At 60.6% G+C, this 17,868-nt stretch carries 14 protein-coding genes; 5 read left to right on the top strand and 9 right to left on the bottom strand.

The window, feature by feature from the left end:
* Positions 1-238: 238 nt before the first annotated feature.
* The 3 genes from KI241_RS00070 to tag form a co-directional block, all read right to left on the bottom strand.
* Positions 239-445, bottom strand: coding sequence for a hypothetical protein (locus KI241_RS00070; RefSeq protein ID WP_042727825.1), 207 nt, complete (start codon positions 443-445; stop codon positions 239-241).
* A 538-nt stretch (positions 446-983) separates the two neighbouring features.
* Positions 984-1,871 (bottom strand): lysophospholipid acyltransferase, encoded by an 888-nt coding sequence (locus KI241_RS00065; protein WP_042727824.1) that lies wholly within the window; start codon positions 1,869-1,871, stop codon positions 984-986.
* Between the two features lie 43 nt (positions 1,872-1,914).
* Positions 1,915-2,472 carry a DNA-3-methyladenine glycosylase I gene (gene tag / locus KI241_RS00060; RefSeq protein WP_042727823.1) on the bottom strand — a complete coding sequence of 186 codons (558 nt, stop codon included), beginning with the start codon at positions 2,470-2,472 and terminating at the stop codon, positions 1,915-1,917.
* An 81-nt stretch (positions 2,473-2,553) separates the two neighbouring features.
* On the opposite strand from tag, the gene glyQ reads away from it, so the two are divergent.
* From glyQ to KI241_RS00040, 4 genes are all read left to right on the top strand, one after another.
* Positions 2,554-3,507 (top strand): glycine--tRNA ligase subunit alpha, encoded by a 954-nt coding sequence (gene glyQ, locus KI241_RS00055; RefSeq protein WP_022641565.1) that lies wholly within the window; start codon positions 2,554-2,556, stop codon positions 3,505-3,507.
* Positions 3,504-5,558: a glycine--tRNA ligase subunit beta gene (gene glyS, locus KI241_RS00050; RefSeq protein WP_042727822.1), complete on the top strand. Its 2,055-nt coding sequence runs from the start codon at positions 3,504-3,506 to the stop codon at positions 5,556-5,558. The genes glyQ and glyS overlap by 4 nt, the downstream gene beginning before the upstream one ends.
* A 3-nt stretch (positions 5,559-5,561) precedes the next feature.
* Positions 5,562-6,095 carry a D-glycero-beta-D-manno-heptose 1,7-bisphosphate 7-phosphatase gene (gene gmhB / locus KI241_RS00045; RefSeq protein ID WP_212803203.1) on the top strand — a complete coding sequence of 178 codons (534 nt, stop codon included), beginning with the start codon at positions 5,562-5,564 and terminating at the stop codon, positions 6,093-6,095.
* Positions 6,096-6,174: 79 nt separating this feature from the next.
* Positions 6,175-6,954, top strand: coding sequence for a lysophospholipid acyltransferase family protein (locus tag KI241_RS00040; protein WP_042727820.1), 780 nt, complete (start codon positions 6,175-6,177; stop codon positions 6,952-6,954).
* A gap of 156 nt (positions 6,955-7,110) precedes the next feature.
* Here the strand turns inward: KI241_RS00040 and KI241_RS00035 are convergent, their stop codons facing one another.
* Positions 7,111-8,628, bottom strand: a complete 1,518-nt coding sequence (locus KI241_RS00035) for a HAMP domain-containing sensor histidine kinase (protein WP_123579296.1) — start codon at positions 8,626-8,628, stop codon at positions 7,111-7,113.
* 262 nt (positions 8,629-8,890) lie between these two features.
* On the opposite strand from KI241_RS00035, the gene KI241_RS00030 reads away from it, so the two are divergent.
* Positions 8,891-9,625, top strand: a complete 735-nt coding sequence (locus KI241_RS00030; protein ID WP_042727818.1) for a response regulator transcription factor — start codon at positions 8,891-8,893, stop codon at positions 9,623-9,625.
* Between the two features lie 142 nt (positions 9,626-9,767).
* Here the strand turns inward: KI241_RS00030 and gabP are convergent, their stop codons facing one another.
* From gabP to dnaA, 5 genes are all read right to left on the bottom strand, one after another.
* Positions 9,768-11,162: a GABA permease gene (gabP, locus tag KI241_RS00025; RefSeq protein ID WP_212803202.1), complete on the bottom strand. Its 1,395-nt coding sequence runs from the start codon at positions 11,160-11,162 to the stop codon at positions 9,768-9,770.
* Positions 11,163-11,463: 301 nt separating this feature from the next.
* Entirely contained in the window at positions 11,464-13,881 is a 2,418-nt protein-coding gene (gene gyrB, locus KI241_RS00020) for a DNA topoisomerase (ATP-hydrolyzing) subunit B (RefSeq protein ID WP_042727831.1), read from the bottom strand.
* A gap of 5 nt (positions 13,882-13,886) precedes the next feature.
* Positions 13,887-14,990, bottom strand: coding sequence for a DNA replication/repair protein RecF (gene recF / locus KI241_RS00015; protein WP_047739369.1), 1,104 nt, complete (start codon positions 14,988-14,990; stop codon positions 13,887-13,889).
* Between the two features lie 20 nt (positions 14,991-15,010).
* Positions 15,011-16,114, bottom strand: coding sequence for a DNA polymerase III subunit beta (dnaN, locus tag KI241_RS00010; RefSeq protein ID WP_047739370.1), 1,104 nt, complete (start codon positions 16,112-16,114; stop codon positions 15,011-15,013).
* 36 nt (positions 16,115-16,150) lie between these two features.
* On the bottom strand, positions 16,151-17,674 hold the full coding sequence (gene dnaA / locus KI241_RS00005; protein ID WP_212803201.1) for a chromosomal replication initiator protein DnaA: 1,524 nt from the start codon (positions 17,672-17,674) through the stop codon (positions 16,151-16,153).
* Positions 17,675-17,868 lie beyond the last annotated feature (194 nt).

Genomic DNA, 17,868 nt, shown 5'->3' with positions numbered 1-17,868 from the left:
CCAAGTATTACCTTCTATTTCAGGTGCATCTCTGGCTTATTAGGGGCCTGAACGAAACTCACCGAGTGGCGATCAAGCTGAAATTGAAAGCTGGGGCGCTGTTTTACCGCGTGCCAATCGCAAGCAAGCCCATTTCCCTATGGGTTTTTGAGCACTCACAGATAATGCGTTCACCATAATCATCTGTGGGAGCGAGCTTGCTCGCGATGGCGGTATGCTTGCTTACATCAACACTGGATCAAACATCGTGCCAAACGCTGGCCTCGGTAACCCTGGCGTCAATGTACCGCTTCACCTCACCCAAGTCCGAGTAAAGCGCGCTGCGCTCGCCATTGCCAAACATGAAGTAATACTGCCCGCCGCCGCCATAGGGATCGTGCGGCTTACGCATAATGTCCAGATTCTTATAGGTCTCGATAAGTGAATCCGCGGCAAAATCAACCATGATATAGCTCCCTTACAATGAGACTATCCAGGCCGGCAAACCCGGCAGGGATGGACTGTCTGAGGTGCCAGGTCGTACACCATCGTCCACCGGCACCGCCGTGAACGTCCCCTACCAACAGCTCGATACTTGGGCGAGCGTCACGTTTTATAACTTCGTGATCTCCGTGCTTGCGCAAGTACGATTTTCCGGTCCTAGGAAAGGGGGCGACGAAGTCATTAGGGGCCGGGTAGGACGACGTGGCTACTGTAAGAACTTACAGACCCGCAGAATTCTAGATAAATGGTCGGGGATGGAGCTCTCGCTCAGGTGGGAAGTGTTCGTCAGAACGTTTGCAGTTGCATTGGGTTTCGGGCCGCTTCGCAGCCCGGCGGGAGCAGCTCCCTCGCCACGGGGTGCAGGGCAGTTGGACAGGTGTTGTTGGTCAGTTCGTCTCGCGAGCAGGCTCGCTCCCACACAGGGCCAGTGGTGTTTAGGGAACCAATGTGGGGCGAGCTTTTTTGTCACAGGGCTTTGGTTGAGCAAATCGCTGGCCGTTTCAGTACCACCGCGCCTCGCCCGGCGGGCGTTTCTTGAAGCGTTTCATGCTCCACATGTATTGGCTGGGGTAGGCGCGCACGTAGCGCTCCACCACTTGGCTCATGGCGGCGCAGGCGGTTTCGGTGTCGGTGCTGTACATGGCCTCGGGGGCGGCTTCGAGGATGACTTTGTAGCCGGAGCCGTCCGGCAGGCGCAGGGCGTGGAGGAAAACGCCGACCGCTTTGCCGCCGGCGAGCATGTTGGGGACGAACTTGCTGGTCAGGGCCTGGGTGGCGAAAAAGGGCACGAAGATCCCAGCGGATTCGGCCGGTTCCGGGTCGGCGGGGATGCCCACCTGGCCGCCCTTGCGCACTTCCTTGATGACGCTGAGGATGCCTTCCTTGGTGGACGCCGCGACTTTGTTGCCCAGCTGCACCCGCTGTTTCTGCAGCAGTTCATCCACGGCCTTGAGCTTGGGTGGGCGGTAGAAAATGATCGGTTTGCACTGGCTGCAATAGAAGTGGTTGAGCACTTCCCAATTGCCCAGGTGGCTGGTGATGCCCACCACGCCTTTGCCGGACGCCAGGGCTTCTTTCAAGACGTCCAGGCCTTCGACTTCGCGCACCAGTTCGATGGAGCGCTGGGCCGGCCAGATCCAGGCGCAGGCGCTTTCGGTCAGGGATTTGCCAATGTCCTTGAGGCTCTGGCCCACCAGGCGTTCGCGCTCGGCCGGGTCCATCTCGGGAAAGCATTTGGCGAGGTTGATCCGCACCACGTCGCGGGAACGGTTGGGCAACTTCCACATGAGCCAGCCGATGGCCGACCCCACCGCTTGCACCGCCCGCCAGGGCAGCAGCGCAAATAACCGCAGAGCGCCGACCAGCAAGGCGCCTTTCAACTTATCCACAGGTCACTCCTGAATTCATGGGCCGTGTCGCGAGCCGGCTATTCTAACCGCCGTTTGACAACTCGGCGTAGCGGTCGCAATCCTGCGTGTGGTCCATGACCATGCCCGAGGCCTGCATGAAGGCGTAGCAAATGGTCGGCCCGACGAAAGTGAAGCCGGCCTTTTTCAGGCCCTTGCTCATCTGCACTGCTTCGGGCGTGATGGCCGGCACTTCGGTGCGATCCTTGAAATGGTTGATGAGGGGTTTGTCACCGACGAACGACCAGAGGAACGCTACCGGGTCTTCCAGCGCCAGCCAGGCCTGGGCATTGCGGCGCGCGGCCTTGAGCTTGAGGCGGTTGCGGATGATGCCGGGGTCCTGCATCAAGTCCTCGATCTCGGCGTCGCTCATCTGCGCCACCCGCTGTACGTCGAAGTTGTACAGCACCTCGCGGTAGTGGGCGCGTTTACGCAACACGGTGATCCAGGACAGCCCCGCCTGGAACCCTTCGAGCAAAAGCAACTCGAACAAACCCTGCGCATCGCGCAGCGGCGTCCCCCACTCCTGATCGTGATAGGCCATGTACAACGGATCTTCGGTACACCAAAAGCAGCGTGGCATAAGGCTCCAGGGGGCGTGCGCACGAACGAATCGGGTATACTCCCGCTCTTTAAATCGCAGCCCAAGAAACAGGTGAATTTCGTGAGCCAGCCTACGCCAGCCGTGCGTACCTTCCAAGACTTGATCCTCGCCCTCCAGCAATACTGGGCCGAGCAAGGTTGCGTGGTACTTCAGCCCTACGATATGGAAGTAGGCGCCGGCACTTTCCACACCGCCACATTTCTGCGTGCCATCGGCCCGGAAACCTGGAACGCCGCCTACGTGCAGCCCAGCCGCCGCCCGACTGACGGCCGCTACGGCGAGAACCCGAACCGTCTGCAGCACTATTACCAGTTCCAGGTGGTCCTGAAGCCGAATCCGGAAAACTTCCAGGAACTGTACCTCGGCTCCCTCAAGCACGTGGGCCTCGACCCGCTGGTGCACGACATCCGTTTCGTCGAGGACAACTGGGAATCGCCGACCCTGGGCGCCTGGGGCCTGGGCTGGGAAGTCTGGCTCAACGGCATGGAAGTGACCCAGTTCACCTACTTCCAGCAGGCGGGCGGCATCGAGTGCTACCCGGTTACCGGCGAGATCACCTACGGCCTGGAACGCCTGGCCATGTACCTGCAAGGCGTGGATTCGGTCTACGACCTGGTCTGGGCCGACGGCCCGTTCGGCAAGGTGACCTACGGCGACGTGTTCCACCAGAACGAAGTGGAACAATCGACCTATAACTTCGAACACGCCAACGTCGACAAGCTGTTCGAGCTGTTCGATTTCTACGAAAGCGAAGCCAAGCGCCTGATCGAACTGGATCAGCCGCTGCCGTTGCCGAGCTATGAAATGGTGTTGAAGGCGTCCCATACCTTCAACCTGCTGGACGCACGCCGGGCGATTTCCGTGACCGCGCGCCAGCAATACATCCTGCGTGTACGCACCCTGGCGCGTTCCGTTGCGCAAGCCTACCTGCTGGCCCGTGCCAAGCTGGGCTTCCCGATGGCGACCCCGGACCTGCGTGATGAAGTGTTGGCTAAGCTGGAGGCTGCACAATGAGTGCTCAAGATTTCCTGGTTGAATTGGGCACCGAAGAACTGCCACCCAAAGCCCTGAACACCCTGGCCGATGCGTTCCTGGCCGGTATCGACAAAGGCCTGCAAGCCGCTGGCCTGAGCTACGAAGCCAAGCAGGTATTCGCCGCGCCGCGCCGCCTGGCCGTGTTGATCACCGCCCTGGCGACCCAACAACCGGACCGCAGCATCAACCTCGACGGCCCGCCACGCCAGGCCGCGTTCGATGCCGACGGTAACCCGACCCAGGCCGCCCTGGGCTTCGCCAAGAAGTGCGGCGTGGACCTGAGTGAAATCGACCAGAGCGGTCCGAAACTGCGCTACAGCCAAAGCATCAAGGGCAAGCCGACCGCCAGCCTGCTGCCGACCATCGTCGAAGATTCGCTGAACGACCTGCCGATTCCCAAGCGCATGCGCTGGGCCGCGCGCAAGGAAGAGTTCGTGCGTCCGACCCAATGGCTGGTGATGCTGTTGGGCGACCAGGTGATCGATTGCACGATCCTGGCCCAGAAGGCCGGGCGCGACTCCCGTGGCCACCGTTTCCATCATCCGCAGAGCGTGCGCATCACCTCGCCGGCCAACTACCTGGCCGACCTGCGTGCCGCGTATGTGCTGGCCGACGCCAACGAGCGTCGCGAGCTGATCAGCAAGCGCACCGAAGAGCTGGCCACCCGCCAGGAAGGCACCGCCATCGTGCCGCCAAGCCTGCTGGACGAAGTGACCGCGCTGGTGGAATGGCCAGTGCCGCTGGTGTGCTCGTTCGAGGAACGTTTCCTTGAAGTGCCGCAGGAAGCGCTGATCACCACCATGCAGGACAACCAGAAGTACTTCTGCCTGCTGGACGCCGAAGGCAAGTTGCTGCCGCGTTTCATCACCGTCGCCAACATCGAGAGCAAGGATCCGGCACAGATCATCGCCGGTAACGAGAAGGTCGTGCGCCCGCGCCTGACCGACGCCGAGTTCTTCTTCAAGCAAGACAAGAAACAACCCCTGGAAAGCTTCAACGAGCGCCTCAAGAACGTGGTGTTCCAGGAAAAACTCGGCAGCGTCTACGACAAGGCCGAGCGCGTGTCGAAACTGGCGGCGTTCATTGCCCCGCGCATCGGTGGCGACGCCCAGCGCGCGGCCCGCGCCGGCATCCTGTCCAAGTGCGACCTGTCCACCGAGATGGTCGGTGAGTTCCCGGAGATGCAAGGTATCGCCGGTTACTATTACGCCCTCAACGACGGCGAACCGCAGGACGTGGCCCTGGCCCTGAACGAGCAATACATGCCCCGTGGTGCCGGCGCTGAACTGCCGACCACCCTGACCGGCGCGGCCGTGGCGATCGCCGACAAGCTCGACACCCTGGTCGGCATCTTCGGCATCGGCATGTTGCCCACCGGCAGCAAGGACCCGTATGCCCTGCGTCGTGCGGCGCTGGGCGTGTTGCGGATCCTGATCGACAAGCAGCTGGACCTGGACCTGAACGATGCGGTGGCCTTCGCCGTCAACGCGTTCGGCAGCAAGGTCAAGGCCGCCGGCCTGGCCGATGCGGTGCTGGAGTTCATCTTCGACCGTCTGCGCGCGCGTTATGAAGACGAAGGCGTCGACGTCGCCACCTACCTGTCGGTGCGTGCCCTGAAGCCGGGCTCGGCCCTGGACTTCGACCAGCGCGTGCAAGCGGTGCAGGCGTTCCGCAAGCTGCCGGAAGCGGCGGCATTGGCGGCGGTGAACAAGCGTGTGTCGAACCTGCTGGGCAAGGCCGAAGGCAACATCGCGGCCACCGTCGAAGCCAAGTACTTCGACAACGCCAACGAGTTCTCCCTGTATTCGGCGATCCAGCAGGCTGACCAGGCGGTCCAGCCGATGGCGGCGGCGCGTCAGTACAGCGAAACCCTGGCACGCCTGGCGGCACTGCGCGAGCCGGTGGATGCGTTTTTCGAAGCGGTGATGGTCAATGCCGAAGACGCCAACGTGCGGGCCAACCGCTACGCGCTGCTGGCGCGCCTGCGTGGCCTGTTCCTCGGCGTTGCCGACATTTCGCTGCTGGGGTAAACCTTGAAACTGCTGATTCTCGATCGGGACGGGGTGATCAATCACGACTCCGACGCTTACATCAAATCGGTGCAGGAGTGGTTGCCACTCCCCGGTTCGATCGAAGCCATCGCGCAGTTGAGCAAGGCCGGCTGGACGGTGGCGGTCGCCACCAACCAGTCGGGCATTGCCCGCGGTTACTACGACCTCGCCGTGCTCGAGGCCATGCATGAGCGCTTGCGCGCATTGGTGGCCGAGCAGGGCGGGGAAGTCGGGCTGATCGTCTATTGCCCCCATGGGCCGGATGAAGGTTGCGATTGCCGCAAACCCAAGCCGGGCATGTTGAAGGCCATTGCCGAGCATTATGCGACACCGCTGGCGGGTGTGTGGTTCGTCGGCGACAGCCTCGGTGACCTGGAGGCAGCCAAGGCCGTCGATTGTCAGCCAGTTTTGGTAAAAACCGGGAAAGGCGAAAAGACCCTGGACAAGACCCTACCGGTGGGCACCTTGATTTTTGACGACCTGGCGGCAGTTGCCGCTGAACTTATCCACAATTAGAGCTCCCACGACATCCTGACAAGGAATGTTCGGGAAGCGCTTGAACAGGCGGGCATTGCCCGCAACGGTAAACGCCGCTATGTCGATATTGCAGGCCATCAGAACCTTTCTCTTTTACCTGCTGCTGGGCACCAGTTCCTTGCTGTGGTGCACCTTGAGTTTCTTTATCGCGCCTTTCCTGCCGTTCAAGGCGCGCTACCGCTTCATCAATGTCTACTGGTGCCGTTGCGCACTGTGGCTGAGCAAAGTGTTCCTGGGCATTCGCTATGAAGTGAAGGGCGCCGAGCACGTGCCTGACCGGCCCTGCGTGATCCAGTCCAACCACCAGAGCACCTGGGAAACCTTCTTCCTGTCGGCTTACTTCGAACCGCTGAGCCAGGTGCTCAAGCGTGAACTGTTGTTCGTGCCATTCTTCGGCTGGGCCATGGCCATGCTGCGACCAATCGCCATCGACCGCGACAACCCCAAGGCCGCCCTCAAGCAGGTGGCACAAAAGGGCGACGAACTGCTCAAGGACAACGTCTGGGTGTTGATCTTTCCGGAGGGCACCCGTGTTCCCTATGGAACGGTCGGCAAGTTTTCCCGCAGCGGTTCGGCCTTGGCGGTGAATGCCGACCTGCCTGTACTGCCGATTGCACACAATGCCGGCAAATTCTGGCCCAAGGCGGGCTGGGTTCGTACGCCCGGCGTCATCACCGTAGTCATCGGCGCGCCGATGTATGCCGAGGGCACCGGGCCTCGCGCCATTGCCAACCTGAACGACCGGGTCCAGGCCTGGAACGAGCAGACGCAACGGGAAATGGGTTCGCTGCCGTCCACCCCCGCAGCGCCGGCCGCCACGGACCAGATTGCTGTCTGAGATCTGTGGATAACCTGTGTACCGTTTTTTTGAAATCCGTTGCCTTTGTGTTTTAAGTCTATGTTTTTAATGCATATTTCATAAACACATAAAAGCAGCTTCAACGTGCATAAGTTTTTTATAGCGGCGAAGGATCGGCGCTTTGCGCTGCCATCCTCAGTCCTCCAGCAGTGGAAAACCCAAGCTGAACGTCGTGCCTTGGCCCACCACGCTGCGGCACTCGATTTGCCCGCCGTGGCGGTCCACCACCGCCTTGACCATCGACAGTCCCAGTCCGACGCCGTCCACACCGTGGGCCGACGAAAACCGTCGGTACTGGCTGAACAAAGCCGGTAACTCTTCGGCGCCGATCCCTTTGCCCTGGTCCGTCACATCGCATGTCAGACGCCCTTGGGCGCAATGAACACGCAGGGCTATGCGGGTGTCCGAGGCGCTGTACTTGATGGCGTTCTCCAGCAGATTGAACAGCGCCCGCGTCAGCAACGCCTGGTCGGCCCGCACCATGGCCTCTTCATCGTCCATTTCGTGAACCAGTTGGATGCGCTTTGCCTGGGCCAGTGGCAAGGCTTGGTCGATTACGTCCAACACCAGCATGGCGAACAACGTCGGTTGGAACTGGTACGCCTCGGACTCGGCCCTGGCCAGTTGCACAAAGCCATCCGTCAACTCCAGGGCACGCCGCACCTGACGCTCGATCTGGTCGAACAGCGGCGTGTTCTCGCCCAGTTGATGCCGTTGGACGTCCAACAGCGCCAGGATCGCCGAGTGTGGTGCACGCAGGTCGTGGGAGAGAAAACGCAGCATGACGCTGCGCTGCTCTTCGGCTTCGCGTTCCACGCTGAGGTCGATGAGGCTGAGCAACCAGCCAATCGGCGCATCACCGTCGACCGGCAGCAACGCAGCCCTGTCCAGGCGCAGACTGCGCTCGCGGACATCGCGAAACTCCAGCAACGGTAATGTGGATAACCGATGGCGCGCGCCCGGTTCAAGGCCTGGATAACCCAGCTCAGCAAGATGCTCGAGCACATCGCCGCCCGCCAGGCCGTGGCCGAACAGCTCGCGAGCCTTGCGGTTGCCCAGCAACAACTTGCCTTGGGGGTCGCTGATCATCGTCGCCACCGGCAGGTATTCGAGGCCATCGGCAATGAAGCGGCGCGTGTCACGGGTTCGGCTCATGGCTTGTTCCAGGGCCATGATCTGGCCCTGCAAGCGGTCACTGCCCAAATAGGGTGCCCGGCGCCGTTCCGGGAACACCTTCGGCTCCGAATCCAGGCGCGCCAGTTCCCAGCCGAAATAGGCCAGCACCACGCTCAGGCGCCGCCAGTTCCAGATCAGGTAACCGAACAGAATGCCCAGCACACTGGCCATCGGCGACCACCACCAGCCGCGAATGGCCAATACCGCGCTGATCAACAACGCCAGGCTCATGCCTCCCACCGTTGCCCACAGCGCGAGGCGCGGGCGCCATAGCAGCAAGCCCAATACACACGCCACCAAGCCAACCGAAAGCAGGGCGGCCAGGGGGCCGTTGCGCGGCGACTGGCCGCTGAAGGACAACAAGGCGGTCAAGGGTAACAACAGCAGACTTATCCACAACCATTCGCGCATCAACTGGCGAAACATGCGCTGGACCTGGGTGGGCTCGCGACTTTCACGGCGCCGCTGGTGGCTCATGGGCCACCTGTTCGAGCAGTACGGCTGGGGATATCGCGCATGGTGACAGGTCAGATCGGCAGGGGGAGTAAGAATAGGGTTTGCATATGGGGTTTGTCAGTAAGCACTGTGGAAGCGAGCTTGGGTCATCAGGTGCAACGCCGCTACCTTTCCCTCCGTGCCGAGAGTGGTTATTGTCTTGCAGCCAGCGACAGGGGCCGGCCGAATCGACTGTCGCGCCACCTGATGATGTCCGCTACCCGAGATCAAGGAATCGCATCCCATGCGTGTCGCCATACTGGATGACGAACCGGCCGAACTGCGCCGGGTGGAACAGACACTGCAACAAATCCCCGGCAGGGGTGAGCAGGCCTGGACCCTGCACAGCTTCGAGCGCGGCGAGGACCTGCTGCGGCAATTGCGCCGGGAAACCTTCGACCTGTTGATTCTGGATTGGCAAGTGCCTGATATCAGCGGGCTGTCGCTGCTGCGTTGGACCCGTGAGCACATGGACTCGCCCCCGGCCGCGATCATGCTCACCAGCCGCGACGGCGAGCACGACATCGTCCAGGCACTCAACGCCGGGGCCGACGACTATGTAAGCAAACCCTTCAGGCCCAATGAGCTCAAGGCCCGAGTCACTGCCGTGCTGCGCCGGCACAACCTGCAACGCGTGCCCACCAGCGATGTACTGGTGTTCAATGACCTGGAGTTCGACGATGCCGAACTCACCGTCACCCGCGCCGGCATCCCCATCAGTTTGACCGAGCGGGAGTTCCGTCTGGCCCGCTGCCTGTTCGCCAACCTGGGTCGGCCGCTGTCCCGGGAATATTTCTACGAGCGCTTCTGGACCCACGAGGAAATGACCTCGTCCCGCCCCCTCGACACCCACATCTATCGCCTGCGCAACAAGCTCGGCCTGACAGCAGACCGCGGCTGGCAACTGCTGACGATCTACGGGTATGGGTATCGACTGGAGAGCGTGGCGGCGGGAAGCGAAGCATCGGTGGCGAGCTAGACCACACAAAGGCCAGGGCGCACCTGGCCATCTAAAGATTCGGAGCCGTGACGAGGAAGCTTGCTCCCGCTGGGCTGCGCAGCGGCCCCTTTTATGAGCGCTTCGCACTCAAGCGGGAGCAAGCTCCCTCGCCACAGTGATGTCAGCCGTGGCTCTGTACCAGGCTGCCTGCCTTGCCAATCCGGCGACGTTGCACCAGCAGGCCGCACGCTACCACCAGCAGGCTGAGCAGGCCCGTGGCGAGAATCTCCACCCGATGGGCCTCCTGGAACAGCATGATGGTCAGGGCGCCGACGATGAATACGATCACCGCGTAGGTCAGGCCCGGGAACAGCCACATGCTGAAAGCGATTTTTTCACCGCGAGCCTTGCGCTGTTTGCGCATGCGCAGCTGCGAGAAAGCAATCACCAGGTACACCAGCAACGCAATCGCACCCGAGCTGGCCAACAGGAACTCGAAGACCGCCGCTGGCGCCACGTAGTTGGCGAACACGGCCAGGAACGCGGCGGCCGTCGACAGCACGACCGCCCAGTAAGGCGTGCCGCTCTTGTTGGTGCGCTTGGCCACGGCCGGCGCATCACCGCGCTTGCCCAGGGAGAACATCATCCGGGAAGCAGTGTACAGCGCCGAGTTCAGGCAACTGGTCACCGCCACCAGCACCACCAGGTCGACGATCAGCTTGGCGTTGGGGATGCCCATGCGCTCCAGCACCGTCTGGTAAGAGCCGACATTGGCCAGCGACGGGTCATTCCAAGGCACCAGCGCAACAACGATGAAAATGGACACCAGGTAGAACAGGCCGATCCGCCAGATCACCGAGTTGGTCGCCTTGGAGATTTGCTGGCCAGGGTTCTTCGATTCAGCGGCAGCAATGGTGACGATCTCGGTGCCCATGAACGAAAACATGGTCGTCAGGATCGCGCCCAGTACCGCACCCATGCCGTTTGGCAAGAAGCCCTGGGTGTCGAACAGGTGGGACACGCCACTCACCTGGCTGGTGGGCAGCCAGCCGAGGATCGCCAGGATACCCAGCCCGACAAAACCAATGATCGCCACGACTTTGATCAAGGCAAACCAGAACTCGAACTCCCCATAATTCTTCACGCTGAACAGGTTGGTGACCGTCAGCAGCAGGGTGATGACCAGGGTAAAGACCCAGATGGCCACATTCGGGAACCAGGCATGCAGGATGGTGGCGGCGGCGTTGGCCTCCAGTGGAATCACCAGGACCCAGAACCACCAGTACAACCAACCGATGGTGAAACCGGCCCAATGGCCAATGGCGCGATCGGCATAGGTGGAGAAGGAACCGGTGTCGGGCGAGGCGACGGCCATTTCCCCCAGCATACGCATCACCAACACCACAAGGGCACCGGCGGCGGCATAGGCCAGCAGCACCGCTGGGCCGGCTGCGGCAATCGCATGCCCGGAGCCGACGAAAAGACCGGCGCCAATCACACCAGCAATGGACAGCATCGTCACATGCCGTGGTTTGAGTCCTTGTTCCAGACTATCGGAAGTTTGCGTACCGCTCATTGAGACTACCTTTGGTATTTAGATTTGTTCGATCCACCTCAACCCATCGTTTCTGTAAAAATAAAAAAACGATGTGTAAGTTATTTAAGACGCAAGAATTGCGCCAGAATTTACTCCGCTCCCGTATTACGGGGGCCTGGGCCGCTTCGCAAGTCCTTGAGCATCAAAGCTTTTGTTCCACGTGTTACCGGGCTACCCGCTTTCTGACCAGCAGGTCGGGGTCGGAAACGTGACTGAAGACGAACAAAAAAGGCCAACGCAGGTGCGTTGGCCTTTTTCATTGGGACGGTTGGCAGTTGGATCAGAAATCCAGGTTGGACACCGCCAGGGCGTTGCTCTCGATGAAGTCACGGCGTGGCTCGACCGCATCACCCATCAGGGTGTTGAAGATCTGGTCCGCGCCAATGGCGTCTTCGATGGTCACTTTCAGCATGCGGCGCGAGCCCGGGTCCATGGTGGTTTCCCACAGCTGATCCGGGTTCATTTCGCCCAGCCCTTTGTATCGCTGGATGGTGTGGCGCTTGGTGCTTTCGGCCATCAGCCATTCAAGGGCTTCCTTGAACTCGGTCACCGCTTTCTTACGCTCACCGCGCTGGATGTATGCACCTTCATCGAGCAGCGTGCTCAGTTGTGCACCGAGGGAGACCACGGTCTTGTAGTCGTTGCTGCCGAAGAAGTCGCGGTTGAAGGTGACGTAGTTCGACAGGCCATGGGAGATCAGTTCGACCTCAGGCAGCCAGACGTTACGCTCACGGTCTTCACGCAGGCTGGCCTTGTAGACCAGGCCGGACTTCTCGACGGTGCGCAGGCGGACTTCGTACTGGGCCAGCCAATCTTGCATCGCCGCGTGATCGGACAGTTGCTCCATGCTGACGGCCGGCAGGTAGATGAAGTGTTCGGTCAGCTCCTGCGGGTACAGGCGCGACAGGCGCTTGAGGGTCTTCATCACCAGGCGGAAATCGTTGACCAGGCGCTCGAGGGCCTCACCGGAAATACCCGGGGCGTCTTCGTTCAGGTGCAGGCTCGCGTCTTCGAGGGCCGATTGCGTCATGTATTCCTCCATGGCGTCGTCGTCCTTGATGTACTGCTCCTGCTTGCCTTTCTTGACCTTATAGAGCGGCGGCTGGGCGATGTAGATGTAGCCGCGCTCGATCAGCTCCGGCAACTGACGGAAGAAGAACGTCAGCAACAGGGTACGGATGTGCGAGCCGTCGACGTCGGCGTCGGTCATGATGATGATGTTGTGATAACGCAGCTTGTCGATGTTGTACTCTTCGCGGCCGATGCCACAGCCCAGCGCGGTGATCAAGGTGCCGACTTCCTGGGAGGAAATCATCTTGTCGAAGCGCGCCTTCTCGACGTTCAGGATCTTGCCCTTGAGCGGCAGGATGGCCTGGGTGCGACGGTTGCGTCCCTGCTTGGCGGAGCCGCCAGCAGAGTCACCTTCCACGAGGTACAGTTCGGACAGGGCAGGATCCTTTTCCTGGCAGTCAGCCAGCTTGCCCGGCAGGCCGGCGATGTCCAGCGCGCCTTTGCGGCGGGTCATCTCACGGGCCTTGCGCGCCGCTTCACGAGCACGGGCGGCGTCGATCATCTTGCCGACCACCAGCTTGGCTTCGTTCGGGTTCTCCAGCAGGAAGTCGGAGAAATACTTGCCCATTTCCTGTTCGACCGCGGTCTTCACTTCGGAAGACACCAGCTTGTCCTTGGTCTGGGAACTGAACTTCGGATCCGGCACCTTCACCGAAATGATCGCCGTCAGGCCTTCGCGGGCATCGTCGCCGGTGGTGGCAACCTTGTGCTTCTTCGCCAGGCCTTCCTGTTCGATGTAGTTGTTCAGGTTACGCGTCAGCGCCGAACGGAAGCCCACCAGGTGAGTGCCGCCGTCGCGCTGGGGAATGTTGTTGGTGAAGCACAGCAGATTCTCGTTGAAGCTGTCGTTCCACTGCAGGGCGATTTCCACGCCGATGCCGTCTTCACGCTGGATGTTGAAGTGGAACACCTGATTGACCGCGGTCTTGTTGGTGTTCAGGTATTCAACGAATGCGCGCAGGCCACCTTCGTACTTGAACAGCTCTTCCTTGCCGCTGCGCTCATCCTTGAGGACGATGCCGACACCGGAGTTCAGGAAGGACAGCTCACGAATCCGCTTGGCCAGGATGTCCCAGCTGAAGTGGATGTTCTTGAACGTTTCGCTCGACGCCTTGAAATGGATCTGGGTGCCGGTGGTTTCGCTGTCACCCACGATCGCCATCGGAGCCTGTGGAACGCCGTGGACGTAGGTCTGTTCCCAGATCTTGCCACTGCGGCGCACGGTGAGGATCAGTTCTTCGGACAGCGCGTTCACCACCGATACGCCCACGCCGTGGAGGCCACCGGATACCTTGTAGGAGTTATCGTCGAACTTACCGCCGGCGTGGAGGACGGTCATGATGACCTCGGCGGCGGAAACGCCTTCCTCTTTATGCACGTCGACCGGGATGCCACGGCCGTTGTCGCGAACGGTGATGGACTCATCCGGATGAATGATGATGCTGATGTCGTCGCAATAACCGGCGAGGGCTTCGTCGATGGAGTTGTCGACCACCTCGAACACCATGTGGTGCAAGCCGCTACCATCATCGGTGTCGCCAATGTACATACCGGGACGTTTGCGTACGGCATCCAGGCCTTTCAGCACTTTAATGCTCGTTGAGTCGTACGTATTTTCTTCGCTCAATGCCTTCACTCCCGATGGTCGTGGGTCTGGGTGATACGGCCCTGTTCCACGTGGAACAGGGCGACTGGCGTTTCCGTCTGCCAGCCTTCCCTCAATAATTCGTGGTCTACACAGGTGATGAACACCTGGCAGCGTAAGTCTTCCAACAAGCGGCAAAGCGCGCGGCGGTGGGCTTCGTCCAGTTCGGACGGCAAGTCATCCACCAGATAAATACACTGACCGCGGCGGGCTTGGCTTACCAGATGTCCCTGAGCGATCCGCAAGGCACACACCACCAACTTCTGCTGGCCCCGGGACAAGATGTCCGCGGCATTGTGAGCGCCCAATCTGAGGCGCAAGTCAGCACGTTGTGGTCCAGCCTGGGTATGACCCATCTGCTGGTCGCGTTGCAGGGAGCCAGCCAGCACGGCACTCAACTCGCGGTCCTTGTCCCAGCCTCGGTAATAGCTGAGCGTCAGGCCATCGAGCTCAACCAGCTCGCTCAAGGTCTGCTCAAAGACCGGTTTCAAGGCTTTGATATAAGCGCGGCGATATTCATCTATTTCAGCGCTGGCCTGGCACAGTTCCCTGTCCCAAACCGCTTGCGAAACGGCGTCAAGTGTACCATGTCGCAGCCAAGAGTTTCGCTGGCGCAGCGCCTTCTGCAAGCGCTGCCAAGTCGCCATGAAACGCGGTTCCACGTGGAACACGCCCCAGTCGAGAAACTGTCGACGAATCTTCGGCGCGCCCTCCAACAGCCGGAAGCTGTCCGGGTTGATCAGTTGCAAGGGCAGGATCTCCGCCAGCTGCGCAGCGCTGCGAGCATTCTGCCCATCGATCCGAATCTGGAACTCACCTTGCCGGTCCCGCGAAATGCCCAAAGCACTATGGCCACCTTCGGCCAACTCCACCTGGCCAAACACGGTGCAGGCCAGTTGGTCGTACTGGATGACCGGTAACAGGCGGGTACTGCGAAACGAACGGGCGAGCCCCAGCAGGTGAACGGCTTCCAGTACGCTGGTTTTGCCGCTGCCGTTGGCACCGTAAAGAATATTGATTCGGGGGGAGGGGGAGAAGGTCACCGGGTGCAGATTGCGCACCGCGGTGACTGAGACGCGACTTAAGGACATCTAGCTTCTGCTGGGCATGATTACAGACGCATCGGCATGACAACGTAGGCCGAATCGTCGTTGTCGGACTCTTGCACCAGCGCACTGCTGTTGGAGTCGGACAGGATCAGACGGACCTGTTCGGTGGTCATCACGCCCAACACATCCAGCAGATAGCTGACGTTGAAGCCGATTTCCAGGGAGCCGCCGCTGTAGTCAACGCCCACTTCTTCTTCCGCTTCTTCCTGCTCCGGGTTGTTGGCCTGGATCTTCAGTTGACCATTGGCCAGTTGCAGGCGGATGCCGCGGTATTTCTCGTTGGACAGGATCGCCGTACGGCTGAACGCTTCACGCAGCGCCTGACGATCGCCCAACACCAGCTTGTCGCCACCCTTGGGCAACACACGCTCGTAGTCAGGGAACTTGCCGTCCACCAATTTCGAAGTGAAGGTGAATTCACCGGTGGTGGCGCGAATGTGGTGTTGGCCCAGTACGATGCTGACGTTGCCGTCCGGTTCGGTCAGCAGGCGCGCCAGCTCCAGGATGCCCTTGCGCGGCACAATCACCTGGTGACGATCCGGTTGGCCGATATCAGCCTGCATCGAGCACATCGCCAGGCGATGGCCATCGGTGGCCACGGCGCGGATAACGCCAGCGGACACTTCCAGCAGCATGCCGTTGAGGTAGTAGCGCACGTCCTGCTGGGCCATGGCGAAGCTGGTGCGCTCGATCAGGCGACGCAGCTTGCTCTGATCGAGGCTGCAGGTCAGCGAGCCAGGGCCTTCTTCCACCGTAGGGAAATCATTGGCAGGCAAGGTGGACAAGGTGAAACGGCTACGACCGGCCTTGACCACGAGCTTCTGCTCATCGACCTTGATGTCGATCAGCGCATCGTTGGGCAAGCTCTTGCAGATGTCCATCAGCTTGCGCGCAGGCACGGTGATGGAACCCGGATCGGCCGGCTCTTCAAGTTGCACCCGACCAACCAGCTCGACTTCCAGGTCGGTACCGGTCAGCGACAGCTGCTGGCCTTCGACAACCAACAGCACGTTGGAAAGTACCGGCAAGGTCTGGCGGCGTTCGACGACGCCGGCGACCAGTTGCAGGGGTTTCAACAGGGCTTCGCGTTGAATGGTGAAATGCATGGTCTAGTCCCTTGCCTTAATAAGCTGCGCTGGTCATCAAGTGGTCAGTGTACGCAGCAGGTTCTTGTAGTCCTCGCGGATGTCCGCGTCGGATTCCTTAAGTTCGTTGATCTTGCGGCAGGCGTGCAGCACGGTCGTGTGGTCGCGCCCGCCAAACACATCGCCGATTTCCGGCAGGCTGTGGTTGGTCAGCTCCTTGGACAACGCCATGGCCACCTGACGCGGGCGAGCCACCGAACGCGAACGGCGCTTGGACAGCAGATCTGAAATCTTGATCTTGTAGTATTCAGCCACTGTACGCTGAATGTTATCCACAGAGACCAGCTTGTCCTGCAGTGCCAGCAGATCCTTGAGGGATTCGCGAATCAGCTCGATGGTAATGTCGCGACCCATGAAGTGGGAATGGGCGATCACCCGCTTGAGGGCACCTTCGAGTTCACGTACGTTCGAGCGGATACGCTGGGCGATGAAGAACGCTGCGTCGTGTGGCAGCTCGACCTTGGCCTGGTCGGCTTTCTTCATCAGGATCGCCACGCGGGTTTCCAGCTCGGGTGGCTCGACAGCCACCGTCAGGCCCCAGCCGAAACGCGACTTGAGGCGTTCCTCCAGACCTTCGATTTCCTTCGGGTAGCGGTCGCTGGTGAGAATGACCTGCTGGCCCCCTTCAAGCAATGCGTTGAAGGTGTGGAAAAACTCTTCCTGGGAACGCTCCTTGCGGGCGAAGAACTGGATATCGTCGATCAGCAAGGCGTCCACCGAACGGTAGAAGCGCTTGAATTCGTTGATCGCGTTCAGCTGCAACGCCTTGACCATGTCAGCCACGAACCGCTCGGAATGCAGGTACACGACCTTGGCATTCGGGTTCTTCTTTAATAGGTGGTTGCCCACCGCATGCATCAAGTGGGTTTTACCCAAGCCCACGCCACCGTAGAGGAAGAGCGGGTTGTAGCCATGCTTGGGGTTGTCCGCCACCTGCCAGGCAGCGGCCCGGGCCAGTTGGTTGGATTTACCTTCGACGAAGTTTTCGAAGGTGAAGGTCCGGTTCAGGTAACTGGTGTGCTTGAGCGCGCCTTCGACCTGGACGTTGCGCTGCTCGGCGCGCACCGGGGCCTGCTGGGAGCTGGCGCCAGCCATGGGGTCGAAGCTGTCCCGCGAAGGTTCCTCGCTGACGTGTGTCTCTTTTTGCGCACTGCGTTTGCTCGGCGCAGGCGCGGGAGCTGGCGCGGCATGGTTGACCGGCGCTGCAGTGGCCTGGACCTGGGAAGCAGCCGCCGCGGCGAGCGGGGCATTGGGCGCCGCGCGAGGGGCCGAGCTGCGTTTGCTGCCTATTAATAAGGACAACGCAGGCGCCGTGCCATTGCCATGCTCGTCGAGCAGTTCGAGAACCCGGCCCAGGTACTTTTCGTTGACCCAGTCGAGAACGAAACGATTCGGTGCATAGACGCGCAACTCGTCGCCTTCGGCTTCGACCTGTAGTGGACGGATCCAAGTGTTGAATTGTTGGGCAGGCAGCTCATCGCGCAAAAGCTCCACGCACTGCTGCCAAAGTTCCACTGACACGGACATCCCCTAAGTTGAAAGCCGGTGAGGCAAAAACAAGCGGCCATTGTAGCGATCAGGCGCGCACTTATCCACATGCAGGTTGCTGATCGCCCATGATTTATCAATGCCTTAACAGCAGGAAAGGCGACCGGCGGTCAGTGGATAAGCTCTGTGGATAACCGGCCGTGAGGTCGTTGTACAAGTGGGGGTCA

It is taken from the genome of Pseudomonas sp. Cab53, assembly GCF_018325965.1.
GTDB classification, from domain to species: Bacteria; Pseudomonadota; Gammaproteobacteria; order Pseudomonadales; family Pseudomonadaceae; genus Aquipseudomonas; species Aquipseudomonas chlororaphis_E.
This window is presented reverse-complemented; position numbering and strand designations above follow the sequence as displayed.